The following is a 26,356-nucleotide window of genomic DNA, read 5'->3' on the forward strand; positions in this document are numbered from 1 at the left end:
TGTGCAGGAACTTGAAGGGCAAGATAGTGTTGCGATTGAATGCACTGAAACCCTGACCGCAGACCGGAATGCCGAATGGATGACGTTTTTGAATGCGGCCCGGCATCAGCATCCGCGGCAATCTCCGTTGTTTACGAATTCGGAACAAAGATTAAATCGCAAGGTGATTTATGCCTCGGCGCGCCAGGATGGGGCGCTTATGGGTGTCGCTCTGATCTCGCTTGAACCACACCCGTATCTGCCCGGTGCCTGGGCCCGGGCCCACTGCCTGAGCGGCCCGGTTTGCGACGATGCCGTCGACATGGTGGCGTTTCTGGATGGCCTGTGCCGACAGCCGGGGCTTTCAAGGGTCGGCAGCCTGACTGTTACCCCGTTCTGGACCGAAGAAGAGGCCGACACACTGGATGCCGCGCTGGCTCGTGCGGGTTGGCGCGTGGCTGAAGAAGATCAGTTTCGTGAAACCGGATGGGTCGACATATCGGTCACGAGCGAAGAGATCATGGCGGCGTTTTCCAAAAGCGCCCGTCGCGAGGTCAGGCGTGCCGAACGGCAGGGCGTGACGTTCCGAAGCGCGCGAACTCCGGAGGAGTTTCGCATTTTTCTCGAGAGCATGAACCGGTTGCGCGTCTCGCGCAGGCTGCCCGAGCTGAGCCTTCCCGCCTATGAGGCGATGTTTGAAGATGTATTGCGGCCCGATGAGATTGGCACCGTGATCATGGCCTGGCAGCAAGAGGCCTTTCTTGCCGGGCTTTTGGTGTATCGCAGCAGGGACATTGTGCACGGCCGGCATTTCACCACCGAGCCAGAGCATTTGCGGGCGGCGGGCAATCTGCGTATCGCCCCGGCCCTGTGGCTGGAGGCGATGAGATGGGCCAAGGACAAGGGCTGTAGCACCCTGGATGTCGAAGGCTATCACGTACCGGTTTCGGGCGAGAAGAAGTTCAACATTCACAAGTATAAGTCAGAGTTCAATCCCCGTGTTGTGCAGCGGATTTCGGCACGCGAAAAGGTGTTGAACAGATCTGTGTACCTGACGGGAAATGCGCGTGATCTGATCAGGGGGCAGCTGAAAAAGCTCAAGAGGGCAGCGGCGGGTTAGGTCCCTGAATGATTGGTAAAGCGAATTATGAATCTGGCTAAAAAAGGCAAAATGCAACTGATCCGGGGGGCCGCGCGACGTGGTCCAGTTGTTCTTGTCAGGCAGCTCTGGCTGGCCCTGATGGACAGCTTCGTGCGCAAGCGCCATCTGGTATTCCGGCTGGACGCAACCAGTTGCGCTGCCCACTCACAAGCCGGGCAGGACGCGCAACAGGTGCGGGAAATCCGATCACGCGAAGACCTTACCAGTGACGAACTGGCCAGCCTGACGGACCCTGAGACGGCGCATGACTGGGGAATGCTGGAATGGCTGGACGCCGGGTGGCAGCTTTGGGTGCTGACGGAAGAGGGACGCATCCAGGCCGTAGCCTGGGTTAGGGATGCCGCGCATAGCCGCGATTTCTTTGTGCCTCTCACCGACACGGAAGAGCTGTTCTGGCATGTTTATGTCCTGCCAGAATACCGAGGCAGGAATTTGCAGGGTCGGCTTTGGAACACGATTGTTGCCAACAGAAGATCCGCAGGAATCGACGGATTTTATACCAATTGCCGGGATTACAATCTGCCTTCCAGACTCAATATTCTGAAAACGGGGTTTTCACCGGTTGGGCACTGTAACGAATACCGCCTGACACGCCATCGAACCTGGCGGCAGTACTGAAATGCGAGGGGGAGCATGAGCAGCGACACACATGAGACCGCACTTTATTGCGGCGACCCGTCCATGCAGTTTGCCAACCTGTTGCGCCGGGACCCGACGGGCGGATATACGGCACTGTTTCGGGATCGCTCGGTTTTCTGGAGTTTCAATACCCGCGTGGCGATCCGGGCGGCCTGTGATCTTTTGGCCTTGCAGCCCGGGGATGAGGTGTTGGTGCCAGCCTATAATTGCGGCTCAGAGGTCGACCCGCTGATCGACGCAGGTCTTTCGGTCAGGCTGTATCCTGTCTCAGAGAATCTGCTGGCTGATCCGGATCGTGTTGCACCGCTTATAACGGAGCGCACACGGGCGATTTACGTAACGCATTACTTTGGTGTGATCCAGCCCACGCTGGCTGAGCTGAGGACGCTGTGTGACCGCCACGGGCTACGGCTGATCGAGGATTGCGCGCTGAGCCTGCTGAGTGGCCAGACCCCTGCTGAAGGCCGAGTGGGTGACGTTTCGGTTTTCTGTTTTTACAAGTTTGTTCCGGTTCTGGGCGGTGGCGCTTTGGTAATCAACGCGCCGGATCTGCCCGCTGAGCATCCGTTTACACGCCCGCCTCCCCGCAAGATGGTTACCAAGATGCTGCTGCGTGCCGGACTGGGTAATGTGCTTGGTACAGCGCGCCTGAAAGGGCTGGTGCAGGCGCTACGGGGTGGGGGACAGGCACCCACGCACGTGTGTTCTGAGGGTGAATTGGAAGACATTCCTGGCCATTACTACTTTGATCCGGCCCTGCGCAGCACCCGTATGAGCGCGTTTGCGGCCCGCCCCTTAGGGGCGTTTTCCGTATCCGAGGCTATCGCAACGCGCCGGGCAAACTGGAAAAGGTACCATGAACTTCTGGCTGATACGGCGGGTGCGCGCATGCTCGTGTCCGAGCTGACGGTCGACACCTGCCCGCTGAACATGCCGGTGTTGGTGGATGAGCGCGACCGTGTCGTGCAGGCTTTGCAACACAGCGGGATCGGGGCAACGCCGTGGTGGGCGGGGTTCAACCGTAATCTCGACTGGATCGGACAGGCCGAGGCGATGGCGCTTAAGAATGAAGCCGTGTCACTGCCGCTACACCAGTATCTTTCCGAGGCGCATGTCGATTACATCGTCTCGGAACTGAAGCGGGCATTGCAGGGTTGAGTGTGGCTTAGGATATCCTGGCAACAATCCTGTTTCGCAGTTTCGATGCGAGTTCGAGCGTCAGACTTTCAAATCCCTTTGGGCGCCCTGACAGCTGCCAAAGCAACAGATGGGTCGCGATATAGGTGAACACACCGACGATGATTTTGACGGCAAAACGGATGCGCAGCAGGGGCAGGTCTTCGACTGAATCGTAAGCCCAGCCGATTGCGTCGCCACTGCCATAGGCGCTGCTGACGATGAGAACCGCCGTGACCATTGCGATGGCCGCGGCGAAGGTGCGCCAGGCCATGAGAATGGGCGTGAGAAGCCCCCCGGTTCCAAAATCCTTGGCCATGACCAGCGCCAGACCAATCGCGAACAGGCTGGCGGCGCCGGATCCGAGGATCGCGCCCACAAATCCATAGTTGGATCCCAGCAGCACCAGTATGGTTGTTACTACCAACAGGATACTGTTGCGTAGAAACAGCCGTTTCGTGTCACCCTGCACATAGCTTGCTGAACGGACATTGGCCTGTAGCGTTTCAATGGCCTTGAGCGGGGCGAGCACCCAGATGACCTGAGAGGCCGCCAGCCATTCATATCCGGCCACCACGACGATCAGGTGATTTGCGACCAGCGCCATTCCGACACTGACGGGAATGATGATGCCCAGCAGGATGGCATTGGCCTGTTCAAAGGCTTCGCGGTCGTTGCCCTGAGCCCTGGAGATGCTGGCAAGCCCGGGATAAATCACCCGCTCAAGTGGCCCGATGACCTGGCTGGTGAACAGTGACACAAGGCGAAAACCAATTCTGAAAATGCCAGCATCCGCCAGCCCCAATGTAGCTCCGATAACGATTTGCGGCATGTTGGTCGTCAGGAATTGTGTGATCTGTGCGCCTAGTGACCATGATGATACGTTTATACAGTCATGCCAGCATCTGAGCGTCAGCCGAGGCCGCATAGGTGCGACGGAGAAGGACCAGATAACGCGTGCGACTTGGGTCAGGAAATTGGCTGCCACGATGGCCCAGAAATCGCGCCATAACCAGGTAAGGCACACTGCGAACAACGTGTATGTAATACGGCTAATAGCTTCTTCACCTGCCACGAATCCAAACCTGAGATCCCTTTCCAGCAGGGGAAACCGTGTGCTTTTGAGCGAGCTGACGATAGCGATCAGGCATAAGGCGGGAATCAGCTCGGTCAGGGCAGGTAAGCCCAGAAACCCCATCAGGGGTGCACTGATCCAGATCAGGCCAGCGGCGGAAGTACCCAGCAGCAGCTGCATCGTGAAAACTGTATTGAGATGTGCTTCGGTTACGTCCGGTTGCCGGATTAGGGTCATGGAAACCGCGCGCTGTGCGATTTCAAGCAGAGCCACAGCGATGACGAAATAGGCGATTACACCGAAATCCGTCGGGGTCAGCAGACGAGCAGTAACGATAAGTGTCAGCAGGCCAAGAATCTGACTGAATACGCCCGAAGCAAACAGTGCTGCGGCCCCGACGACAAGGGATGAGCTGCGCGGGACTGCGGCACCGGTCGGTTCGGATTTAGGCGAAGGCTTCAACAGCTTTGTCTTTCCACATTCAAAACAAACAACAGAATAACGGGTTAGTGTTTCCTTTTTATCTCCTCTCCCAAGTATTCCAACCAGATAGAGAAGTGCCGTTCTGGCAATTGGGCGGGGTCGCTGTTACTCAAGGAAAACCGCGCTTTTTTATGTCTAAATCACATGATTTTCTTTCAATGTTAGAAGGTTGTTTCATACTCGGTGATACCTGCGGGTCTAGTGTCCGAAAGTTATCTGCTGTTTCAAGGAGAATTTCTGGCCCAGTGTCTCAGATCAGGCTCCTCATGAGCAAGCGCGTCAAGTATGTGATGCCTGATATGTGTCCGGTGGCGGTCAGCGCCAGGAAGCCGGAATTCAAAACGGTGTAATGGTATGAAGATTGCGATTTTTGGTCTGGGGTATGTAGGCTTCACGGCAGCGTGCTGTCTGACCCGTGAGGGGCATGAGGTGGTCGGCGTCGATGTGAATGCCGACAAGGTCTCCGAAATCAATGCAGGCCAGCCTCCGATCAAGGAACCCAAAGTGGCCGAGCTGCTGACCGAAGCGCTTGCAAAGAACCTGATCCGCGCAACGGTTGAAATTCCAGACCTGTCCGATGTCGATCTGGCCATCGTTTGCGTCGGTACGCCCAGTTCTACTGACGGCTCGCACAACATGAATTTCGTGGCCGAGGTGACGCGACAGATTGCCAAGGCCGTGTCACCGGACCGGGGGCGTCCACTGACCGTGGCGTACCGATCCACCTTCCGGCCGGGCACGGTGCGCCAGCTGATCGAGCCGATCTTCCAAAGCTATCTGGGGGACCAGACGGGTCAGGCGATCGAGATTGTCTATAACCCCGAATTTCTGCGTGAGGCTTCGGCGGTGGATGATTTCTTCAACCCGCCCAAGATCGTTGTTGGCACGGCAGACGGAAATCGCTCGGCGGTGATGGACGAAATGCAAGAAGGCCTGGATGCACCGGTGTTCTACACCGCGTTCGAAGAGGCCGAGATCACCAAATTCGTCGACAACACGTGGCACGCCACCAAGGTGGCCTTTGCCAACGAGGTCGGCCGGATCTGCCACAGCATGGGCGTGTCGGCGAAAACCATGCACGAGATTTTCGTCTCGGACACCAAGCTGAACATCTCATCCTATTACACGCGTCCGGGTGGTGCGTTCGGGGGGTCCTGCCTGCCCAAGGATGTGCGTGCGCTGCAGCATATCGCCGGTGAGGTGGGCGCGCATACCCATCTGATCGACAGCCTGTTGCAGACCAATCAGGCGCATAAGACCTATCAGGCGCAGGATATCATGGCGCGGCTGCCCGATGGGGGCCGGGTGCTGATGGCGGGGCTGGCCTTCAAGGCCGGAACCGACGATCTGCGCGAAAGCCCCAATGTCGATATTGCCCGGCGTCTGCTACAGGCGGGGTATCAGCTGTCGGTCTATGATCCGGCCATTAAACCGGCCGATCTGCGTGGCCAGAACCTGGGTTATACTTTTACCCACCTGCCAACAGTGGGCAGCCTGTTGGTGGATCGTGCCACTGCCGAGGCCGGACCATGGGATCTGGTGATCGGGTCAAACAGGATCATCAATGATCTGGACCTTGGCGATGCAGAGGTGGTGAGAACCTATGAATATGACTAGCCCTGTGCCCGCGGTTCAGCCGATCTCGTTCGATGAGCTGCGACAGAGCCAGCCTCTGAGAGGGCTGAAGGTTCTGATCGTGGTCGAGAACCTGCCCGTGCCCTTCGACCGCCGCGTCTGGATGGAGGCGCGGACGCTGGCCGCCGCAGGCGCGCTGGTCTCGGTCATATGCCCCACCGGCAAAGGCCATGAGGAGCGTGTGTGGGAAGATGAAGGCATCAAGGTCTATCGCCACCCGCTGCCTTTGGATGCCAGCGGCGCGCTGGGGTATCTGCTGGAATACGGCGCGGCGCTGTTCTGGGAAAGCTGGCTGGCGCTGAAGATCAAGTTCACCCGCGGCTTTCACGTCATCCATGGCTGTAACCCGCCCGATCTGATCTTTCTGGTGGCGCTGCCGTTCAAACTTTTTGGCGTGCGTTATCTGTTCGATCACCACGACATCAACCCCGAGCTTTACGAGGCGAAATTCAATAAGCGAGGTTTCTTCTGGAAGCTGATGAAGACGTTTGAGCGGCTGACCTTTGCTTCAGCCCGAGTGTCGATTGCCACCAATGAAAGCTATCGCAAGATCGCCATCGAACGTGGCGGCATGGCGCCCGAGGATGTGTTTATCGTCCGTTCGGGCCCCGATCTGAGCCGGTTGCAGCATCTGCCGCCGAACCCGGACTGGCGCAATGGGCGGAAATACATGGTGGGCTATGTCGGCGTCATGGGTGATCAGGAAGGCATCGACCTGCTGCTGGAATCCGTGGCGCATCTGGTGCAGGTTCAGGGGCGCGACGATATCCAGTTCTGCCTTGTCGGTGGCGGCCCCAGCCTTGAGAAGCTGCAACAGCAATCCGCCGATATGGGCCTGTCGGACTATGTCACCTTCACTGGCCGCGCGCCGGATCAGGATCTGTTCGAGATTCTGTCGACCGCGGATGTCTGCGTGAACCCGGATCGGGTGAACGAGATGAACGACAAATCCACCATGAACAAGATTCTCGAATACATGGCCTTCGAGAAACCCATCGTTCAGTTCGACGTGACCGAAGGGCGGTTCTCGGCACAGGAGGCCTCGCTTTATGCAAAGGCCAACGATCCGGTGGATATGGCCGACAAGATCAGCGAATTGCTGGCGGATGACGAACGTCGCGCCGTCATGGGCCGCTATGGCCGCGCCCGGGTAGAGGCTGAAATGGCCTGGCCCCATCAGGTACCCGCGCTGATCGCGGCGTATCAGCGGATCTGGAAGGGGTAAGGTCGGCTACTCAGCAGCCTGTTTGGTCTCCAGGGGCTTTGGAGTCTTCCGGTGCCGCAATTGCATGGCTGGGGCCTCAACATAATGCCATGACAGCATCGCGCAGATCATTGTTAGTGGAAATGATATGACCATGTTGACGATGGGGGTGGTGACCCCGGCCTGCGCCACCAACTGCTGGATGGGAAAGGCATAAATGTAGACACCGTAGGAATAGTCGCCCAGCTTGTTGTAATGCAGCAGCAGAGGCGTTTTCGCGTAACCCAAGAAAAACACCACATATGACAAGCAGACGGCAAAAACCGGAAGAAACAGCGGTGTGAACCAGGCCACAATGGACAGCACCGTTGCCGTGATGAACAGGATCGGGGACAGCGGGATGTGTTGGCGCCAGATATAAAAGACCATCCCCGTGAGGAAGGGGAGTCCAAGCCGGGTGAGTTGCTCGATGCGCGGGTTCAGATCGGTCACCATGGCCACCGCATAGACGACCAGGAACAGCAAGGTAACAACAGCAAAGATTTTTTTCCGACCCAAAATGCCAAGGGTGCCGCAGATCAATACACCGATATAGCAGGTGACCTCGTAAGACAGCGACCAGAGTGAGCCGTTGATTGCAGGGCCGTAAGGGTTGGATTCGAACACGCCAGGCAACACGTATTGAATCTTGAACAGCAGCATGTTGCGCACAAAAAATTCCCCGGCCTGCGCCCAGAAAACGGATGCAGGGGCCTGTGTCAGTATGAACCCGGCAACCAAGAGCGTAATCCCTGTCACGACTGCAAGTGCGGGAAACAGACGCAGCGCGCGGGCGATCAGAAATGAACTGGCAGACCGTTTTCTATCGAAGCTGCGTGTGATGAAGAATCCTGAAATAGCGAAGAAGATCCATACGCACACCATGCCCAAGGACAGCCCGTGAAGAGCAGTCTCAAACGGTTGACCAACCGCGCCACCCCAGCTGAGTGGATAGGCGTGCGATACAAGCACGCCGCTGGCGGCAAGAATCCGGATCAGGTTGAAATTGTTGTCCCGCCCGTCTGCCCGGTCCGCGATATAGCAGCGCGTAGGATTGCCCGAGGCTGCATGCGCATCCTGGTCTTTCATCCGCGAGTCCTCTGGGTTGGTGGCATAAACATATGGGTCCGCAATTATTTGGAAGTTATCCTTTGATACAATATCCACGGTTCAGTTGCTGCAAGTATCTCGAAACCCTGAACCTGTGGCGGAAACGATTCCGTGGAACATGTCACGATTGTATCGGCTTTGGCGTTCGATAATGCATTCAAGGCCGATGGCAGCGTGTGATTGGCCTCCAACGCAATCTGTTGAACTGCGTTTTGCACACCGGCCAGCGGACCAACTATACGCAGCGGTTGCTGTGTGGGGTTGGCAAAGGTCGGAACTGCGGTACCGTGAAAGATCATGAGAAAGGACAAGGGTCTGCAGCTGGGTTTGAAAACCCACGAGTCTTTTGCGTCTTCCACATAAGCCCCTGCGCCCAGGCTGCGCGTGTCGTAACGATTCAATGCCTCAAGATAAGAGGAGTAAATTTTGCCATCCTGATACCACCCGACGGTTAACATCAGATTACGCAGCAGAAACAGTCCGGCGATCGCTGCAACGGCTGTTTGTTGTGATCGCAGCTTGGCACTGGGATTCAGGGACAAGCTGGCGGCCAGAAGGGCCAGCATCAGAAGTGGGATACGTTCACTCAGATGTCCGACACCGAACAGGTTCGGAGGGGTTATCAAGATCAGCAAACCACACAGCGCCACGGCAAGTTTCATACGCCAGTCGATCCGCCATATCCCGGTGATGAGGCCCCCGATCAGCACGCCCCATAACAGGATGCCAAAACCCCAGTCGAAAGTGCGCCATGTGGATTCAGCCACGCGCAGGAACCCGTCAACGCGCAGAAAGGCCTCAGTGCACAGGCGTGTCCACAATGTCCCTTGCTCGACATGAGTCAGAAGATTTGAAACCGATGTGGCGACGCCACCGCTTGCGGTTTTCGTTTGCAGGAAGATCACAGCCGGTGCGATGGCGATCAATGCAAGTCTTGCGGCTTTACGCATCAAAACCAGCAGCCCGGGATAACCTGGTCTGACCGAAAGCGACAGTTCAACCATACCCAGCAGCAGTCCCCACAGTGCAAAGGCCAGCCCGTGAATAAAGAAAAGAAGCAGCCCCAGACAAGCTGTGACGATCAGTTGCCGGACGGGGCGGTCCTGTGTCGCAATCCAATAGCCGGTTGCGCCCAGCAGAACCCCCAATCCAAGCAGAAAATTCGAAAACCCCCAGATCAGGATGTGGTTATACGCGACCAGACCGGCCAGCAGCACGCTGAGCACCGGGAGGTGACCGTGCAGAACACGTGACAGATACAGAATACCCGCGAACGGGGTCGCAATGATCAGACCGGCGATCAGCTTGGCACCCAAAAGCGGGGGCAGCACTTTCATGACACCTGTACCCAGAACATCCAGCCCGAGATTGGGCAGCAGTTGCCAAGCGGCTTCGTAGTTTTCCTGCAGTACTTCAAAATCCGGCAGTTTGGCCAGAATGTAGTAGCGTGCGATATGGGCATAGAAATCCGTCAGCGGAAGAATTGGCGTCACGCAGAGCGGAACAAGGCTGACCAAGAGGGTCAGCGCCAAAACTGGACGCAAAGAACGGCTTTGAGGAGCAATATTCATTTCTGCCGCAGGCACATTTCTAACCATATACTAAAAACGAAAAACCTGATCCCTTACCTGTCAGGAGTACTTCATCGTGTATTATTGTCACGCCGCTATCATTGAAAGCGGAAGTGTTGTGTTTTCACTACGTGGGGTGTCGCTGGGAGTGCGTTGATGCGTGGTGTCCGGCGCCTCCTCAAAACGGTACAAACCGCGGCAGGCGGTTCAGGCTTGGCTCCATGAAACGTTGCAACCTTGCATCCGCATCCGCTTCGGTTTCGCCGGGCAGGATGGGGGTCACAAACCGGACCAGAGCGCCATCGGTGCGCCCCATGGTGAAGCCGTCCTGAATGACGCTCATCTTGGCGCGGAAATCATTGACCATACGTTTGCCGCGCTGCTCGAACCAGTAATAGACCAGCTGTTTCGATAGTTCTTTCTGGATCACGGCACGGTTCACAGTGAAGCTGCCATAAGGCGTGCTCCCGGGGTTAATCTCATACGGTTCGAGGCTGAAGATTTCCCAGCCACCAACCGGCAGGCACACCTCGGGCGAATGGATGCCGTCCCCTTCGGATTGTTTGTCATAGAAGGCCACGAACATGTTCACGAAGTCGCCTGATCCGGTGTTGATATAGGTGGCATTGAGGTAATCACTGGCGCCCAGAACTGCCTCCACCTGCGGATCCAGCGTGGCGGTTGAACCCGACCAGGGCCCGAGTTGCCGCGGATACAGCACGAACGGATCGCGTTCGACGGGCTGAACTTCCGAGGCGGGACGCAAGGTCCATGCGGTTGAAATCGCAAGTGTCAAAAAGGCTGCGACGGCCAATGCCACCGACGCGCGGATGCCAAAGATACGCAGGGCGATGGGAGCCAACCCCTGAGTGTCCAAATCGATGGTTTCGCTGAAGGGCTGTGGGTTTGGTGCCAGTCGCTGCAACCCGATTGCCATCAGAAACAGGATAGCGACGCAAAGCAGGAAGATAATCCAGCCTTCGAAGAAATGCATAAAGCCTTCAGCCTGTTCGATGCCGTGATGATTGACCAACACGCCGATCACACCGATGCGGATGGAGTTCATCAGCACTGTCAACGGTGCGGCAGAGATCAGCAAAACCGCCTTGTGCCAGATCGGGCCACGATAGAGCAGCGCGAATAGATACGAGAAACTGAGGATCGGGAACAGGTAGCGCAGGCCCGAGCAAGCCTCGGCTACCTGCAGTTTATAGACGCCCAGATCGATGACATTGCCTTCGATGAACACCGAGACACCGGCCATCTGCACGAACCAGACCCCAAGTTCGGACGAAATCCATTGCAGAAAAATCGTAAGCTTCCAGTAGACGAACTGCGGCAGGGGCAGCATGAAGACCAGGTGGATTACGGGCAGCTGATGATGTTTCCCGCGCTGCCAGCCGAACACGGTCAGCATGACACCACCCGTCCAGATGATCATTGCATATGTAACGATATCCGGAATACGGGCCAGATTGCCCAGAACGGCGATGAACAGGCCCACGGCAATCACGGCGATACCCGGCCCACGATCGCGAACGACCGGGTTGGGTGGTGGCATGTCCCGCAGTTCGCGCAAGAACAGGTACAGCGAAATAATCGGGATCAGCGGGCCGTGGCTGTATTCCGGCGTGCTCCAGGCAGCGCCCAGCGACACGATCCCGATCCAGAAGATCGGTATCGATCCAAGCAACAGCAACAAAAGCCAGAACAACCCGGCAGTGTTGATGGCGGGCAGGTTCCCCTGTGCCGCTTCCAGAATAGTGCGGCCGCTGTTTTTCGAATCAAAGCGTTGCATCACTTCCCATCATGCATAACGAGACTTGATCTGAAATTACGATGCCTCCTGCTCCCGCGCATTTGATCCGGATCAGATACAATGGGTCGTGAAGTGAGAGGTTGTTGATGTTGTGAAGCGAGCCCGAGATTGATCAGGGTTTGAGGGTGAAGCGCCGTCCCAGTGTCACAAAGACTGAGTCCGACGTTGCCGTAAAGCCGTTCTGATCATCCCGTTCGTATTGGTATCCTACGTTCACGGCCCAGTCTTTTGTGATTGCGCGCGTATAAGAGGCGGTGAAGGTACTGCGCTCGCGCGGGTTGGTCGGGCCTGAGCCCTCATCTTCCTGATCAATATAGTTGAGGCTGAAGGACAGACCCGAGAGAGGATTGATGAAATAGTCATAGGTCAGAAAAGCGACTGTCTGGCGGGTTTCCAGGCTTTGCGTGCTTGTGGCGACCCGGCGCTGTACAGTTGCCCCGATCTGGGAGCTGGCCAGCCGATAGCTATAGTCTATCTGGCCGATTGGGGTCACCTCGTCAAACGGACCTCGGGTCAGCCCGGCATTGATACTCAACACTCCATTGGGCCGCTGAAAGCTGCGCCCAGCCGTTGCGTTTATACGTGAACCGTTTACCCCAAAGATCTGGTCTATCTGAAAATCAGCCGTGCCGTCCGGCAGCGTTTTGGTCCAGGCAAAGTCCCAGACAAAATCTTCGGTCACATTACTTGTGTTGGTCGCGCGTTGCGTATCGTCAACCTGACTGTATCCGATATTTGCGCTGATGGTGGTGATGGGGGAAATGTCATATGTTCCACCAACTGCAACAACCGTCGTCTGCTGGTCAGTTCTGACATTATCTTCGGCCACGAAATCGCTATAGTCGACACGCAGATTGCCCTGAAAAACGGGGGAGAACCGAAAGGTTGTAATCGCCGAGAAGTCATCAGACCTGTTTTCGAACAGGTTCGGGTCAATCGTATTCGTGTAAGACCGTTCGCGGTGGCTGTAGATGAATTGGAAACCCAGCGGATCGTTCAGTCCTACCTGCCAGTCCAGATCGCCGCGGGTATCGACCTGATCGCCGATGGTTCCGATCACATCGGCAATATCGATGACGCCATCCAGGTTGGTGTCCGTCAGTGAACGGTTAAAGGCCAAGTCGCGTTCGCGGTACTCCAACAGAAGACCCAATTGGCTGTTGGCGCGCCTACGCTGGTAATCCAGCCGCGCGAGCGGATCTGAGAAACTGGAATCGGATCCTATGATCGGCTCATTGGCAACTCGATATAACCCCGACAGATCGAAAGACAGAGTGGAATCCGAAGTCTGCTTCAGAACATTCAGCGCCAGCGTATTTTCCCACCACGTAGTCGAGCCAAGTGAAGGGTCTGTCAGCCTGAGGTTGTCGTCATGTCTGAGAGATGTCAGGTAATCCAGCGTGATGCTCAGGCCGGTCCCGGTCCCAATCTGTTGGCCGCGTGCTGGCAGGCCCACTTGGCGAGCGGGGTTCCGCTGGGCCTGCTGTGCGATAAGTTGCTGGCTGGGCGTTTGCTGCACGACCGTCGATGGTACAGTTGTTTGCTGTACAGTTGTTTGCTGTGTCGAAGACTGCGTTTGTTGGGGCGAAGCCTGTTGCCCGGTTGCCGGCGTGAGCGACATAAAAAAGACAGCCCCGCTCCCCAGTGTTTTGGACAGCCTGTATCTGGATTTCCCCACCTGTATCAGCCCCTATTCGAACAAGCGGCGTGCTGGTACGACAACAACATCTCCGGGTCTAAGCACTGTATTGCCTTGGATACCACCGCCCGAGCCATTGTAGTTATAGGTATATCTGTTCACCACGCCTGTTTTACTGTCAGCCCTGCGCAATTCGATGCGCTTGCGAGCCGCGAAATTGGTCAGGCCACCAGCCTGAGCCAGAACCTGAAGAATTGTCGTGCCTTCGGTTGCCAGATGCTTACCAGGCACATTGACCTCACCCATGATGAAAACATCGATGGTTGGTCCGGATGCGGCCTGTCCGCCCAGAAGCGGTGGCGGAGCCAGCGACGCCACTGAAATAAAGACTGTCGGCGGTGTATTGAAATTCGAGGCCAACGCCGATGAGAGCGACGCACTCAATCCGCTGGTTGACTGGCCGGCTGCCCGGATCGAACCGGCAAGCGGGAAGTTGATGGACCCGTCCGGCAGAACCAGAATGGTCCGATTCAGGGTGGGGTCTTCGAGAACTTCAACCTGCAGCGCATCACCCGGTTGGATTTGATAGGATTGCGCCCATGATGCGGTGGCTACGATCATGGTAATGACAAGTGCGGTCAGGGACCCGATGACTGTACGCATATTCAAATCTCTCACTTTTTCCTACTTATGCCGCCCTACAGGATACAAAACAATCTGCAGGGAGTCTGATACATACAAGATGCGGCAGAAATGCAGCGGCGTCATCAGCTCTGTGCTAGTGGCTGGTGTCGGATGCCGCACCCAGTTGTTCAATCTCGGTTTCAACCAATGATGCGATTTCTGTAGAATCGCCGCCAAAAGCTCTGGCTTTTTGGAAAATGCGCAGCGCATCTTCGTTGCGGGCCAAAGCTGCGTATGTTTTCCCTAGATGGTACAGAACCAGCGGATGCTCGGGAAATGCTGCCGCCGCAGATTCGAGATAGGCAACCGCCTCTTCATAGTTTCCCATCCGATAGGCCACCCAGCCATATGTTTCCTGGAAGACCGGTTCTTGCGTGCCCCGCAGACGTTGCGCCAAAACCTGCGCACGCCGCAGACTGTCGTCATCGTTGCGATGTGTTGTCAGCAGGCTTGCGAGATTGTTGACCACAATCAGGGAGCGATTGGTGATTGGATAAAGCTTTTCGTATGTTGCGATTGCCTGATCTAGGTCCCCGCTGCGTTCGTAATCCGCCGCCTGCAGCATGAGCAGAGCCGGGCTTTCAGGCAGATTTACCAATGCCTCAGCCAAAATTTCCCTGGCCTGATCGGGCGCATTCCGTTCCGTTGCCAATCCGTGCAGCGCAATCCATGCCCGGGTTGTAGTCGGATAATCCTCGAGAATGACACGATAGAGCTGTTCCGCTTCGCCGCGCTTGTCTTCACCGATCAGGGCGCGGGCTTTGACCAGGCGGATTGGCAAAGAGTTGGGATCTTCCGCCAGCAACTGGTCAAGATGGGCGAAGGCTTCGACCGTCTGCCCCTTTGTAAGCATCAGGCGAATAAGCGCGATATCGGCGGGCAGGCCAAATTCGGGATCATCCGCCAGCTCGTTCAGGAAAGAGGTCAGCTCCTGTGTGCGTTGCTGTGCGGCCAGCATGTGCGCCCTGAGCTCATTCGCAGAGCGTAGTGTTCCCGGGCTGTCCAGATCCCTGATGGCATCAAGGACGGTTTCCAGGCGGTCCCAATCCTGCATGCTCAGATATACTTCTCCCAACAGAAGCAAAAGCTCGGAATGTTCCGGAGCCTGACGCAGGGCTTGGGCCAAAACACGTTCGGCGATCACCAGATCACTTTCCGCGATCAGAAATCGGGCATAGCGCAGCGTTTCGTCCGGTGCGTTCCTGGAAATTTCCGTCGCCAGCGCCAGCATCTCGCCCATCAGTTCCCTGTCTCCGTTGCGCTCATGCGCCTGGGCCATCAGGGTCATCAATTGCGGATCGCGGGGCGCCTGACCGAGCGCTTCGCGCAAAAGCACAATCGCATCGCCGGTCTTGTCCTCGTCAATCAGCCAGGACGCCTTGAACTTGAGAGCGCTGACCTGGGCTGCATCCTCGGACAGGACTTTTTCAACCAAAGCGCGGGCTTCATCGGGCTGGCCGACCTGGAACAGCATGAGGGCAAACTCTACCTCACTGGCGCGGGTCTGTATGCTTCTTTCCGCCCCTTCCAGCAGTGTCTGCATCTCGGCGATCGCGGTCTGTTCATCACCTGATCGGAATTTCAGCGCTGCCCGCACCGTCTTGAATTGGAACGTGTTCGGGCCGTTCTGAGCGATGATCGTATCCAGCTCGGCAATGGCCGCTGCAGAGTCGCGGTTATCGTTCAGAAAGGCGATCAGCCGCTGTGTCGGCATGTGATCTTCAGCGAGCGGATCCACCTCGGCCCGCAGCATCTGTTCTGCCGCATCCAGATTCCCCTGATCGATATAGTGTTCCACAAGCAACTGCTCGACGCCCTCATCGTCAGGGAATGTCACGGCCATCTGCCGAAGAAACGCCTCGATCTCTGCGGGCATATCCAGTGCCTGAAGTGCGCGGATCCGGATTCCATAAAGGCTTACTTCCATTGGATCGGTGGCTATGGCCACCTCGGTTTCCTGCAGAACGCCGGGCCAGTCTTCATCGCGGATCAGGTGGTCAATTACGACCTGGCGCGCGGTCATCAATTCCGGATTGCTTGTGATCATCTCGCGGGCCGTATGGACGCTAAAGTCCACATCCGCAAAATCACCATTCCGGACTGCGTCGGTATAAGCCAGCATATTATTGATGGATTTGATTTCGACATCATCCGGCGCCAGATCACCCGCCAACGCGCCGTGGCGCCTAACATCTTCCCAATTTCCCATGCCCAGAGCCATCTCGGCAAGGTTGCGATGACCTTCAAGGTTGTCCGGATACTGTTCCACCAGCCGCAGATACTGACCATATGCAACAGGGATGTTGCCGCGCTCGCGCTCCAGCCGGGCAAATGTCAGGCGCGCTTCCTTGTGCTGACCATTGAGATTGAAGACATTCCGGAATTCAACGAGTGCGCGTTCGACATCGCCGGCTTCAAGATGGGCCAGCCCTGCCTGGAAATGAGCTTCGGCCCGTTCCTCGGCCGAGTCGCACGCACTCAGAAAAAGCGTCGCTGCAAAAAGGGCGGCAACCAGTCGTGCACCAATTGGGGGTACGATCCTGCTCATTGCTGTTCTCCCGCAAAACGTACGAAAAAGCATGCAACCCATAAATCGGTTCGGTTGCACAGCCCAGTTTCAGCAGCCCGTGCCGCGCAGAACCGCGAAAACTGTCCGGAACAGGATCTGGATATCCGTTTTGAATGACATGTCCTTCCAGTATTCCACATCATGCTGCGCGCGTTCGGCAAATGTCGAGTTGTTCCGGTTCGATACCTGCCATGAGCCGGTAATACCGGGGCGCATTCTGTAGTACTTGTTGTTTGGATAAAGCTCTTTCTGGCACACCATCATAGGGCGGGGTCCGACTATCGACATTTCGCCGACAAAAACATTCCAGAATTGTGGCAACTCATCCATCGAGGATTTGCGCAGGAATGCTCCGAACTTGATGATGCGCGGATCATTCCGCAATTTCTGGTCGCGATCCCATTCCTCACGGGCTTCAGGATTTGCTGTCAGATGCTCTTGCAGAACGCTTTCGGCGTCGTGCACCATTGTGCGTAATTTGAGCATCTTGAAGGCCTTGCCGTTCTTCCCTAGCCGTTCCTGCCGATAAAACGGAGTCACGCCCTGAAGAGCCAAAAATGCGGCCAGCATAAGAACAAAAGGCACAACAAAAGGTGCTGCGAGCAAAGCGAACGCAATGTCAAAAAGGCGCTTGCCCGCACCTCTGTACACCCCTCGACACGGCAATGGAGTGGATACAACAGAAATACCAGAGTAGCCCGCACCAGCGTTGGCCACTTCTTTCGAATGACTTGTCACTATTTAAACCCCCAACACACACAATTACTCACGAACCACTCACCAAACTTACGAACCGAACACGCTCGACCTCAACTACATATATTTAAAATCTTATATTTTTATACCACTGCGACCTTGCACTTACTCACTTGCGAGGTCGCTTTCCCGTATCCAACTGTTAACAAATTCCACCTGTCTTGCAAAACATTAATGCTGGCGAACATGTTCTCTGGTCGCTGAATGCAGATGCTTTTTTACGGTATCGTGAAGCTGCGCCCAGCTGATCCGCTGCAAATTCATGAATCTTCGTTTCCCATAAGGGCACAATGAGCAAGAATTTAACTCTTTAGATTTGATTTTGGCCTCTAGAATCTCTTTTTATATGTGATCATACCAAGTTCTGGCCGTCTCTTTCTCGGTCAACCTAATAAGGGCGCAACGGAAACAATCGCACTAAACACCTCTGATTGAGAGAGCAGAAAGGTCAATTCACCGCGTGTGCAGTTTAGTGATGCCTACTATCTTGATTTTGTGACAAGGTAGTACCCAAGTACTTTTTGTTTTTGTGATGCGTTCGTTGTGTAAAGGGATTTCTGGTGGTTCAGAGTATGAGTTTGGATAATCTCCGGGGGGCCAGTACGAGGTTTGACAAGGCAGAAGGCAACCGAGGTGCAATGGCGTCCAGTGACGGGTTTTATCTAGATTATTTCGGGCTTGACCGACGGCCCTTCACACTGCTTCCGGATCCCGGATTCATGTACTGGTCGCCGCTGCACAAGCGCGGTTACTCGGTGCTGCAATTCGGCATCATGAGCTGTGCGCCCATCACCGTGCTGACCGGGGAAATCGGGGCCGGGAAAACCACCCTGGTACAGCATCTCCTCAGCGAGATGGAGCAGTCGATCACGGTTGGGCTGATTTCGAATGCCCAGGGCGGTCGCGGAGAGTTGCTGCAATGGGTTCTGCACGCACTGGGTCTGCCGATCGAGGCGGATGCAAGCTATGTACAGGTATTCCGGGCGCTGCAGGATTTTCTTGTCGCGGAATATGCCGAGGGCCGGCGGGTGGTTCTGATCTTTGACGAAGCGCAGAACCTGACCGTCGAAGGGTTGGAAGAAATCCGGATGCTGACCAATATCAACTCGAACACGGATGAACTGATCCAGCTTGTTCTGGTTGGTCAGCCCGAGTTGCGCGATATGGTTCTGGATCCCAAGATGCGCCAGTTGACACAGCGCGTGGCCGCAAGTTTTCATCTTGAACGGATGGATGAGTCTTCGGTCGAAGCCTATATCAGACATAGGATGAAAACGGCTGGCGGTTCAGGCGATGAGTTCACCGAAGAGGCCTGCAAGCAGATTTTCAAGCAAACGCGCGGTGTTCCGCGGCTTGTGAATCAGTTCTGCGACTTTGCCCTGCTTTATGCCTGGACGAATGAAGCCGAGAAGGTGGATGAAGAGGTTGTGGAGCAGGTGGTCAAAGATGGCGTGTTCTTTGGTGGAAACTCACTCGAGAAGGAGCTGACGGTCTAAAATGGGTCCTGTACGCTACTATTTCTCCATTTTCCTGAGACGGTTTCCGTTTTTTCTGATCGTCGCCCTGATCGTGTCTGTAGCGTCATTCATTGTCGCCAGATCACTGCCTGCCACATATGTTTCGACGATGCGCCTGATCGTTGAATCTCCTCAGATTCCGGGCAGTTTGGCGGCCAGTACCGTCACCACACCCGCGGCGGAACAGCTTCAGATCATCGAACAGCGCCTGCTAACCCGTCCGGTCCTTCTGGAGATCGCACGTGAGTTTCAGGTGCTGCCCAACCAGGATGAGGCAAGCCCTGACCAGATTGTCAAAGCCATGCGCAAGAACACCTCGATCTGGACTTCCGGTGGTCTCAATCAGGCCAACCTGATGACAATTAGCTTCGAGGCACGAACCGGCCAGATCGCGGCTGGCGTCCTGAATGCGTATCTGACGGAGATCCAGAAACTTGATGTCGCGTACCGCAAGGAACGCGCGACCGATACGTTGGCCTTCTTCCAGCTGGAAGTCGACCGCCTCAACGACGAATTGAGCAAACGCAGCGCCCGCATTCTTGAGTTCAAGAATGACAATTCCGATGCGCTCCCCGACAGTCTGCAGTTCAGGTTGGCGCAACAAGGGGCGTTGCAAACCAATCTTGAACAGACGGACCAGCAGATATTTTCCCTAAAGGCACAGCGGGAAAAGCTTGTAAGGGTGTTCAGTTCGACGGGGCAGGTTGTCGGCCCTCCGCAGCAAAACCAGACCCCGGCACAACAACAGCTCAATCAGTTGCAAACTCAGCTCGACAGTCAGCTGGTGGTCTATTCCGAGAACAGCCCACAGATCAAACTTCTTCGCGCCAGGATCGAAAAGCTTGAACAGGTCGTGGCTTCCGAACAGGCAACCACCCCTGCCTTACCTAGCACACAGACGGGCAATTCAACTCTTGATCTGCAACTGGCTCAGGTCGACACGCAGATATCTGCGCTTGAGGATCAGCGCCGCGTGACGCAGAGCCGGCTTGATGCGCTAACCCTGACAATTGACCAGACCCCGGCGAATGCCATCACGCTTGCAGAGTTGCAGCGCGAACACGACAATATACAAACCCAGTATAATGCCGCAGTCAGCCGGTTGGCCGCAGCCTCGACCGGAGAGCGGATCGAGGTCACGTCCCAGGGCCAGCGTGTTTCCGTCATTGAACACCCGTCCACACCAACCGAGCCGGCGAAACCGAACCGGTTGATGATCGCCGGAGGTGGCGCCGCTTTTGGCATCGCACTGGGGTTGGGGCTTGTGGTTCTGCTGGAAATCCTGAACCGGTCTGTGCGGCGACCCGAAGATCTGATCAGCAAGCTTGATGTCTGGCCGATCGCCACGATCCCCTATGCCCCTTCACGCGGCGAAGTGATCATGCAGCGAACCGTATGGGGGGGGATCATATTGGCCATTCTGGTCGGGGTTCCCGCAGCGGTCTGGACGGTGCACACCTATTATCTGCCCCTCGATCTTATCGCAGAGAGGGTCATGGATAAACTGGAGACATTCTGGTGAGTATTGTTTCGATTGATTTGGTGGATTTGTAATGGACCGTCTTCAGCAAGCGATTCGGAAAGCGCGTGATGAACGCAACAGCCGGCAGCAGCCTCAACCTGCGGTCCCCACAGACGTACAGCAGCCCCCGGCACTGCAAGACAGCGGCGATAAAGATCTTTGGCTGGCTGTCCCAGAGATAAAGATCGAGCAGCGCCACATCTCTCGTAACCGGCTGATATCATTTCACGGGGGCGCGGACGCGACGCCTTATGACATGTTGCGCACCAAGATGTTACAGCAGACCCTCTCCAACACCTGGCGCCGGGTGGCATTGACCTCCCCGTACAGCGGATGCGGCAAGAGCACGACGACGGCCAATCTGGCGTTCAGCCTGGGGCGACAGGACGATCTGCGCACGATCGTGATTGATTTTGACATGCGACGCAGGGGGTTGGCCGAGATCCTGAAGCAATCCGGCAGTCACACGATGGCTGATGTTATTCAAGGGAAGGTGCCGTTCCACGAACATGCATTGCGCTATGGGAACAACGTACTCTTCGGATTGAATTACGCGTCGACCCGAAACCCGGCAGAAGTTCTGCAAAGCCGTCGGATGATCGAGTTTCTGGAACAGCTCGAGGCGGACTACAAACCCGATATCATTTTGTTCGATACACCGCCCCTGATGATGAGCGATGACAGCCACGGATTTCTCAGGAATGTCGATTGTGCCCTGCTTCTGGCTGCCGCCGAAGAAACCAGCATTGACCATATCGACGTTGCCGAGCGGCAACTGGCAGAACTGACAAGCGTCATGGGGATCGTGTTGAACAAATGCCGATACATCAGCGGGACGTTTGGCAATGAGTACGGCTCCTACTGATACGGCTCCAGCCGATGCGGTGATCATTCCCCATTACAACGATTTGCCCCGGCTGGAACGATGTCTTCTTGCCCTGAGAGAGAATGATCTGGCGGCGACGGAAATCGTTGTCGTTGACAATAATTCTCCGGTGTCGCTGGACATGATACGCCAGTCCTTTCCCGAGGTGCATTTCGTGGTGGAAACCCAAAAGGGCGCAGCCCATGCCCGCAATCGCGGAGTTGCAGAAACCAGAGCGCCCCGGCTGTTTTTCATCGATGCCGATTGCGTACCCGCGCCGGACTGGTTGAGCGTCGGGCGTCAGGTCGCGGATCTGGCCGATCTGATTGGTGGCCGGGTGGATGTCTTTGACGAAACGCCCCCCCCGCGCAGCGGTGCAGAAGCGTTCGAGGCTGTTTTTGCATTCAACTTCCGCAGGTATATCGAGGTTCAGGGGTTTTCCGGCGCCGGCAACCTGTTGACCCGACGCGATGTGTTTGATGCGATCGGCGGCTTCATCAACGGTGTCTCGGAAGATCGGGAATGGACCATGCGCGCGGTCGCGCGCGGTTATAGCCTGATCTATCGGGACGACTTCCGTGTCAGCCATCCGTCCCGGCAGAATTGGCCCGCGCTCAAGGCCAAGTGGCGACGCACGACCCAAGAGGCATATCTGCTGCACGGCACCAACGCGGCCGCGCGCATGCGGTGGGCGATCCGTGGATTGGCCATGCCGGTCAGTGCAGTTGTGCACACCCCGAAAATTCTCACCAGTGACAAGCTGGTCTCGGCTGGCGAAACCAGCCGGGCGATCATCACTTTGTTCCGGCTCAGATGTCAGCGGATGGTCTGGATGTTGCGCCAGGCAGCAGGTGGCGCCATCTGATCAAAAGAAAAGGGACCGCGAAACGGCCCCTTGTCCTGTTTGTCAGGTTGGTGTGTCGCTTAGGCCGTCCTGCGGCGGCGCGTCAGAGCCAAACCACCAAGCGCCGTGAGAAGCAGCAGACCACCGGCGGGCAGCGGAACCGGAGCTACGTCGAAATCAAATGTAACCGGAACCAGGTTGCCGTCGGCATCTTTTGCACCTTGAGAGTTGGCCCAACTGAACACCAAATTCTGGCTCAGGGTGTGCGGGCTCACACTGCTGAACAGTGTGTTGAGTGTCGTCTGAACACCGCCCAGAACAGGCGTTGATGCCAATACGTTGGCAGGATTTAATGCGTCGACCCAGCTCACTGTCAGAGACGTGAAGGTATCCAGCAAATTTACAGTGATCGAAGCATTCGCTACACCAAAAAGGGGATCACGGGGTGACTGGAAGTTAACCGAGTACATTCCAGGTCCGCCCAGCGTGGAAACCGTACCGGAAAAAAGAGTATCGGAGGTGATGTCATACCCACCACCTGCAAGAGGGCCTCCACCAGACGACACCGAAGTCAGCGCGCTGGCCGATCCGGCCATCATTGCAGCAGCAACAACCCCTGCCGCCATCATTTTCAAACTTCTAAACATACAAAGTCCCACCTTTGATTTTTATACACACAACCCGCTCGAAATTCCGGCAGGGCAACTATTGCTATTATTAATAATTCATTTCCATTTGATTGCGAAGGATTTTTCTTGAAACTGTGGCTTTTTCTGGGCGTGGAGCGGCATTCCCGGGCACAATGGATGTTTGAGTTACAGTCTGTTTCCTAATCGTGAACCAGAATCACCCGAATAAGGCGAATCTGCGTCTGAAAAACATGCTGGCTTTCCAGCGATTCCGAGCGTTTTCACATGGCACCGAACAAAATCCGAACAGCTTCAAGCGGTGCAAATCCGTCCTCGATCACTCCGCCATAAGGTGCAATCGAAACAACCTTTTCATGGGGCGGGCGCCTGCGCGTTGCGGGGGGGGGGCAAGAAACAATGAAATCCATTTCGACGCACTGTCCACTTTCAGCACTTCGCAAAGGACCTGCAGACCGCGCTAGAAGGGAAAAAGGCCACAAACCCGGGTTCGGTTATATTTCTCCTTCGACGGCCCGAAAGTTTCGTGTAGCCTTGAATTGCTATTGTACCAAGTTCAGGCACGCAGCCTGAAAAGCGTGCTTGAGCCGTTTTCGACCCAGGGCAATCTAGATCTGCTGGGCCGGGCCGATTTCAAAGATGTGATGAGTATCCAGAAGTATATTTGTTTTGAAGGTTTTCTTGCTATCAAATGATTGCTTAGCGCCATGCCGGCAGAGACCGGAGTGGGATAACACCGCTTATGGCCCGATTGATGGAGGCTGCCGAGGACGCTGATGAACGCGCCTAATTTTGATCCCTGTGAAATGGCACTGGAAGACGGGCTGAATGCAATAGTTGCTTGCTTTCAGCCCACCGTACTTGCGGCGAAACTGGTCGCAGAACGGATATGACCGTGTCGGTTCCTTCGGATAAACTATCTTGGAGGTTCGGGGCTTTCTTCCTGTTGATCGCGGCGCTGCTGGCCTGCCTGTCCGTTCTCATGATCAATGGCGGGCCGCTTTATTACTTCGATACCGGCAGTTACATCCGGCAGGGAAATGTGGCCTTGAGCAGTTTCCTGCCGCCGACAGCTGATAGCGTTGCGGCAGGTGTAACCCACGCCGCCGATGAGGATAACACCGCAACCGGATCACGGTCACTGATCTATGGCCTCATCATGGCTGCGCTTGTTCGGATCGATGCCCTGCCCGTCCTTCCGGTATTGCATCTGGCTGCTACGCTGCTGGCCGTCTGGATGCTGGCACGAACGGCTGGCCGGTCTCCGGGCGGGGCGCAGAACACAATCACGATGACTACGGTGCCTTTGTTTGTGGCAGCCAGTACTTCATTGCCGTTTTATATCGCCTATATGATGCCGGATATTTTTGCACCGGTGCTGCTGATCGTGATTGCCTCACTGACGGCCTTTGGGCGGGTGATGCAAACCTGGGAACTTTTGTTGATATCCAGTCTGGCCCTGTTCAGTGCTCTTCTACACCCGTCTCATCTGGCGGTTACAGCGTTAATGGTACCTTTTGTCGCTTTGGCCGCGTTCTGGGGGAAAAGACCGCGACGCTGGCGTGCGACAATCTTGATGATGATGGTTCTGGCGCTGGCACTGGCCGAGCGCAAGGCCTTTCAGGTCACCGTGGAAATCGCCACCAACAAAGAGGTCGTCTATACGCCGCATATCACCGCGCGGCTCATCGTTGACGGGCCGGGCATGGATTATCTGGACGAGGTCTGTCCGAATGCCGAAGTGCCCACCTGCGCGCTACACGAAGCGCTGTCGTGGTCAGATGATCCCTACAGGCTGACACCATCCCATATCATTTTCGAACGCTCGCCCAACCTGGGTTCATTCCGGCTCATGTCACCCGAAGATCAGAAACGGGTTGCCCTGTCCCAACGGGAGTTCGCCAAAGCGGTTTTCCTGTCCCGGCCCTTTTCCACCTCGTTGGCGCTGGCCCGGAACGGCTATCAGCAGGTATTGCGCTATAGCATTGCCATGACGATCCCGACGGCTGTGGAGCTGAAAAACGCCCGCTGGTTGGCCAGAATGGAAGACATCCGGCCCGATATGTTCCAAGGCGGTTCATTGTCTCAGGACAGGGGCTGGATAGAAACGGCCGATATCGTACACGGCGTGATCTATGCCGTCTCTTTTGCCTTTATCGTCTTTGTTTTGCTTCGGCCCGGTAGTGTGTCGCGTGACATGAAGCTGTTTGCGCTGTTCATCCTGATCGGAATAGCGGTCAACGCACTGGTTTGTGGGGGAGTATCACAACCCGCGGATCGTTACGGCGCGCGCGTGATGTGGCTATTGCCCTTTACAGCCGCCTTTCTTTTCCTTGTTCAGCGCTCAGGCGCTTCGCGTATCATTGCCGGAGATCCTTCGTGAGTTCAGATCAACCCCTTTCCATCAGCGTGGTCATGCCCGCTTACAACGCCGAACATCTGCTGCCGCGCGTTTTGCCGCCATTGATTGAGATGCTGAATACCGGACAGGTGCAGCAGGTTCTGGTGGTGGATGACCAGTCCCCGGACGGCACTGCGGCGCTGGCACGGGAAATGGGCGCAACCGTTCTGGCCACACCCGTCAATGGCGGTCCCGGAGCCGCCCGCAACCTGGCCGCCCAGCAGGCCACGGGCGATATCCTGTGGTTCGTGGATTCCGATGTCATCGCCTGGCCGGACGGGCCGGAACATATTCGCCGGGCGATGTCCGAAGACAATGTAGGTGCCGTGTTCGGATCCTATGATGATGCCCCGGACGGGCAGGCCTGGTTTTCACGCTACAAGAACCTTCTGCATCGCTATCACCATCAGCGCGCGCGCCGCGAGGCGCGCACCTTCTGGGCCGGGTGTGGCGCCATCCGGCGCGACGTGTTTCTTGAGGTTGGCGGGTTCGATGTCAAAACCTATGAGGTCCCCTCGATCGAGGATATCGAACTGGGTTATCGGATCGCGGCCACCGGTCGCCGTATCCTGGTCGAGCCGCATTTACAGGGCAAACACCTGAAGGTCTGGACCATCCGCAACAGCCTGAGCACGGATATCTTCTGCCGCGCCCTGCCCTGGGCCCGGCTGATGATCTCGCGCGAGGGGCTGACCGATGACCTGAACACCTCGATGGCCGAGCGGGCACGGGCCGCAATTGCCGGGCTGTTGCTGCTGTCGCTTCTGGCCCTGCCGTTCTGGCCGGGAAGCTGGCCTTTGCCTTTTGCGTTACTGGCCGCGGCCTTTGTCGCCAATCTGGATCTGGTTCGCGCCATGTCCGGGCATGGCGGGCCGTGGTTTGCGTTCAAGTGTCTGCTCTACCATCAGGTCTATTACGTCTACTCGGCCACTATATATGTCTGGTGCCTGTTCGAATATCACATGCTGGGCAGACGGCATAACTTGTCGGTCAGGCGAAGTTAACCTGTCCGGTTTCGCC

The 26,356-nt window shown here is 56.2% G+C and carries 20 protein-coding genes; 11 read left to right on the top strand and 9 right to left on the bottom strand.

All coding sequences use genetic code 11. The features are described 5' to 3' along the window. Position 1 precedes the first annotated feature (1 nt). From AC2FJB_RS18275 to AC2FJB_RS18285, 3 genes are read left to right on the top strand one after another with little or no spacing between them, the layout of a single operon-like run. Complete coding sequence (locus tag AC2FJB_RS18275; RefSeq protein WP_496818844.1) at positions 2–1,099, top strand: GNAT family N-acetyltransferase; 1,098 nt, start codon at positions 2–4, stop codon at positions 1,097–1,099. A gap of 27 nt (positions 1,100–1,126) precedes the next feature. Then, positions 1,127–1,759 (top strand): GNAT family N-acetyltransferase, encoded by a 633-nt coding sequence (locus AC2FJB_RS18280; RefSeq protein ID WP_496818812.1) that lies wholly within the window; start codon positions 1,127–1,129, stop codon positions 1,757–1,759. A gap of 15 nt (positions 1,760–1,774) precedes the next feature. Beyond that, complete coding sequence (locus AC2FJB_RS18285) at positions 1,775–2,938, top strand: DegT/DnrJ/EryC1/StrS family aminotransferase (protein WP_496719883.1); 1,164 nt, start codon at positions 1,775–1,777, stop codon at positions 2,936–2,938. Positions 2,939–2,945: 7 nt separating this feature from the next. On the opposite strand, the gene AC2FJB_RS18290 is transcribed toward AC2FJB_RS18285, so the two are convergent. Beyond that, positions 2,946–4,493, bottom strand: a complete 1,548-nt coding sequence (locus AC2FJB_RS18290; RefSeq protein ID WP_496719885.1) for an oligosaccharide flippase family protein — start codon at positions 4,491–4,493, stop codon at positions 2,946–2,948. Between the two features lie 375 nt (positions 4,494–4,868). Here AC2FJB_RS18290 and AC2FJB_RS18295 point away from each other — a divergent pair, with 375 nt between their 5' ends. After that, positions 4,869–6,131 carry a nucleotide sugar dehydrogenase gene (locus AC2FJB_RS18295; RefSeq protein WP_496719887.1) on the top strand — a complete coding sequence of 421 codons (1,263 nt, stop codon included), beginning with the start codon at positions 4,869–4,871 and terminating at the stop codon, positions 6,129–6,131. Continuing rightward, positions 6,118–7,374: a glycosyltransferase family 4 protein gene (locus tag AC2FJB_RS18300; RefSeq protein ID WP_496719889.1), complete on the top strand. Its 1,257-nt coding sequence runs from the start codon at positions 6,118–6,120 to the stop codon at positions 7,372–7,374. Before AC2FJB_RS18295 ends, AC2FJB_RS18300 begins: the two co-directional genes overlap by 14 nt. Before the next feature lie 6 nt (positions 7,375–7,380). Here AC2FJB_RS18300 and AC2FJB_RS18305 read toward each other — a convergent pair whose 3' ends face one another. From AC2FJB_RS18305 to AC2FJB_RS18335, 7 genes are all read right to left on the bottom strand, one after another. Then, positions 7,381–8,481 (bottom strand): acyltransferase family protein, encoded by a 1,101-nt coding sequence (locus AC2FJB_RS18305; protein ID WP_496719891.1) that lies wholly within the window; start codon positions 8,479–8,481, stop codon positions 7,381–7,383. 44 nt (positions 8,482–8,525) lie between these two features. Beyond that, complete coding sequence (locus tag AC2FJB_RS18310) at positions 8,526–10,073, bottom strand: hypothetical protein (RefSeq protein WP_496719893.1); 1,548 nt, start codon at positions 10,071–10,073, stop codon at positions 8,526–8,528. Positions 10,074–10,251: 178 nt separating this feature from the next. Beyond that, positions 10,252–11,871 (bottom strand): VPLPA-CTERM-specific exosortase XrtD, encoded by a 1,620-nt coding sequence (gene xrtD, locus AC2FJB_RS18315; protein ID WP_496719895.1) that lies wholly within the window; start codon positions 11,869–11,871, stop codon positions 10,252–10,254. A 133-nt stretch (positions 11,872–12,004) separates the two neighbouring features. Beyond that, positions 12,005–13,513, bottom strand: a complete 1,509-nt coding sequence (locus AC2FJB_RS18320) for a hypothetical protein (RefSeq protein WP_496818817.1) — start codon at positions 13,511–13,513, stop codon at positions 12,005–12,007. A gap of 69 nt (positions 13,514–13,582) precedes the next feature. Then, positions 13,583–14,194, bottom strand: a complete 612-nt coding sequence (locus AC2FJB_RS18325) for a polysaccharide biosynthesis/export family protein (RefSeq protein WP_496719899.1) — start codon at positions 14,192–14,194, stop codon at positions 13,583–13,585. A 115-nt stretch (positions 14,195–14,309) separates the two neighbouring features. Continuing rightward, a complete protein-coding gene (locus tag AC2FJB_RS18330; RefSeq protein ID WP_496719901.1) occupies positions 14,310–16,763 on the bottom strand; it encodes a tetratricopeptide repeat protein in 2,454 nt (817 codons plus the stop codon). Between the two features lie 69 nt (positions 16,764–16,832). Continuing rightward, positions 16,833–17,522 (bottom strand): sugar transferase, encoded by a 690-nt coding sequence (locus AC2FJB_RS18335; RefSeq protein ID WP_496719903.1) that lies wholly within the window; start codon positions 17,520–17,522, stop codon positions 16,833–16,835. A 590-nt stretch (positions 17,523–18,112) separates the two neighbouring features. Here AC2FJB_RS18335 and AC2FJB_RS18340 point away from each other — a divergent pair. The 4 genes from AC2FJB_RS18340 to AC2FJB_RS18355 are packed head-to-tail and all read left to right on the top strand — an operon-like array spanning position 18,113 to position 22,309. Beyond that, entirely contained in the window at positions 18,113–19,036 is a 924-nt protein-coding gene (locus AC2FJB_RS18340) for an ExeA family protein (RefSeq protein ID WP_496818820.1), read from the top strand. Between the two features lies 1 nt (position 19,037). Next, complete coding sequence (locus tag AC2FJB_RS18345) at positions 19,038–20,579, top strand: GumC family protein (protein WP_496719907.1); 1,542 nt, start codon at positions 19,038–19,040, stop codon at positions 20,577–20,579. 31 nt (positions 20,580–20,610) lie between these two features. Continuing rightward, positions 20,611–21,444: a CpsD/CapB family tyrosine-protein kinase gene (locus AC2FJB_RS18350; RefSeq protein WP_496719909.1), complete on the top strand. Its 834-nt coding sequence runs from the start codon at positions 20,611–20,613 to the stop codon at positions 21,442–21,444. Then, on the top strand, positions 21,425–22,309 hold the full coding sequence (locus AC2FJB_RS18355) for a glycosyltransferase family 2 protein (protein WP_496719911.1): 885 nt from the start codon (positions 21,425–21,427) through the stop codon (positions 22,307–22,309). The genes AC2FJB_RS18350 and AC2FJB_RS18355 overlap by 20 nt, the downstream gene beginning before the upstream one ends. A gap of 59 nt (positions 22,310–22,368) precedes the next feature. Here AC2FJB_RS18355 and AC2FJB_RS18360 read toward each other — a convergent pair whose 3' ends face one another. Then, positions 22,369–22,935, bottom strand: coding sequence for a VPLPA-CTERM sorting domain-containing protein (locus AC2FJB_RS18360; RefSeq protein WP_496719913.1), 567 nt, complete (start codon positions 22,933–22,935; stop codon positions 22,369–22,371). Positions 22,936–23,824: 889 nt separating this feature from the next. Between AC2FJB_RS18360 and AC2FJB_RS18365 the strand changes: the two genes are divergently transcribed. Both AC2FJB_RS18365 and AC2FJB_RS18370 read left to right on the top strand, forming a co-directional pair. Then, positions 23,825–25,318, top strand: a complete 1,494-nt coding sequence (locus AC2FJB_RS18365; protein ID WP_496719915.1) for a hypothetical protein — start codon at positions 23,825–23,827, stop codon at positions 25,316–25,318. Beyond that, positions 25,315–26,340 (top strand): glycosyltransferase family 2 protein, encoded by a 1,026-nt coding sequence (locus AC2FJB_RS18370; RefSeq protein WP_496719917.1) that lies wholly within the window; start codon positions 25,315–25,317, stop codon positions 26,338–26,340. Before AC2FJB_RS18365 ends, AC2FJB_RS18370 begins: the two co-directional genes overlap by 4 nt. Positions 26,341–26,356 lie beyond the last annotated feature (16 nt).

It is taken from the genome of Ruegeria sp. CDSC085 (assembly GCF_059610465.1).

Bases quoted from the DNA above. Each gene is read 5' to 3' on its own strand.
- AC2FJB_RS18280 (WP_496818812.1), top strand. From the start codon at position 1,127: ATGAATCTGGCTAAAAAAGGCAAAATGCAACTGATCCGGGGGGCCGCG.
- AC2FJB_RS18285 (WP_496719883.1), top strand. From the start codon at position 1,775: ATGAGCAGCGACACACATGAGACCGCACTTTATTGCGGCGACCCGTCC.
- AC2FJB_RS18295 (WP_496719887.1), top strand. From the start codon at position 4,869: ATGAAGATTGCGATTTTTGGTCTGGGGTATGTAGGCTTCACGGCAGCG.
- AC2FJB_RS18300 (WP_496719889.1), top strand. From the start codon at position 6,118: ATGAATATGACTAGCCCTGTGCCCGCGGTTCAGCCGATCTCGTTCGAT.
- AC2FJB_RS18305 (WP_496719891.1), bottom strand. From the start codon at position 8,481: ATGAAAGACCAGGATGCGCATGCAGCCTCGGGCAATCCTACGCGCTGC.
- AC2FJB_RS18310 (WP_496719893.1), bottom strand. From the start codon at position 10,073: ATGAATATTGCTCCTCAAAGCCGTTCTTTGCGTCCAGTTTTGGCGCTG.
- xrtD (WP_496719895.1), bottom strand. From the start codon at position 11,871: ATGCAACGCTTTGATTCGAAAAACAGCGGCCGCACTATTCTGGAAGCG.
- AC2FJB_RS18320 (WP_496818817.1), bottom strand. From the start codon at position 13,513: ATGTCGCTCACGCCGGCAACCGGGCAACAGGCTTCGCCCCAACAAACG.
- AC2FJB_RS18325 (WP_496719899.1), bottom strand. From the start codon at position 14,194: ATGCGTACAGTCATCGGGTCCCTGACCGCACTTGTCATTACCATGATC.
- AC2FJB_RS18330 (WP_496719901.1), bottom strand. From the start codon at position 16,763: ATGAGCAGGATCGTACCCCCAATTGGTGCACGACTGGTTGCCGCCCTT.
- AC2FJB_RS18340 (WP_496818820.1), top strand. From the start codon at position 18,113: ATGAGTTTGGATAATCTCCGGGGGGCCAGTACGAGGTTTGACAAGGCA.
- AC2FJB_RS18345 (WP_496719907.1), top strand. From the start codon at position 19,038: ATGGGTCCTGTACGCTACTATTTCTCCATTTTCCTGAGACGGTTTCCG.
- AC2FJB_RS18350 (WP_496719909.1), top strand. From the start codon at position 20,611: ATGGACCGTCTTCAGCAAGCGATTCGGAAAGCGCGTGATGAACGCAAC.
- AC2FJB_RS18355 (WP_496719911.1), top strand. From the start codon at position 21,425: ATGAGTACGGCTCCTACTGATACGGCTCCAGCCGATGCGGTGATCATT.
- AC2FJB_RS18360 (WP_496719913.1), bottom strand. From the start codon at position 22,935: ATGTTTAGAAGTTTGAAAATGATGGCGGCAGGGGTTGTTGCTGCTGCA.
- AC2FJB_RS18365 (WP_496719915.1), top strand. From the start codon at position 23,825: ATGACCGTGTCGGTTCCTTCGGATAAACTATCTTGGAGGTTCGGGGCT.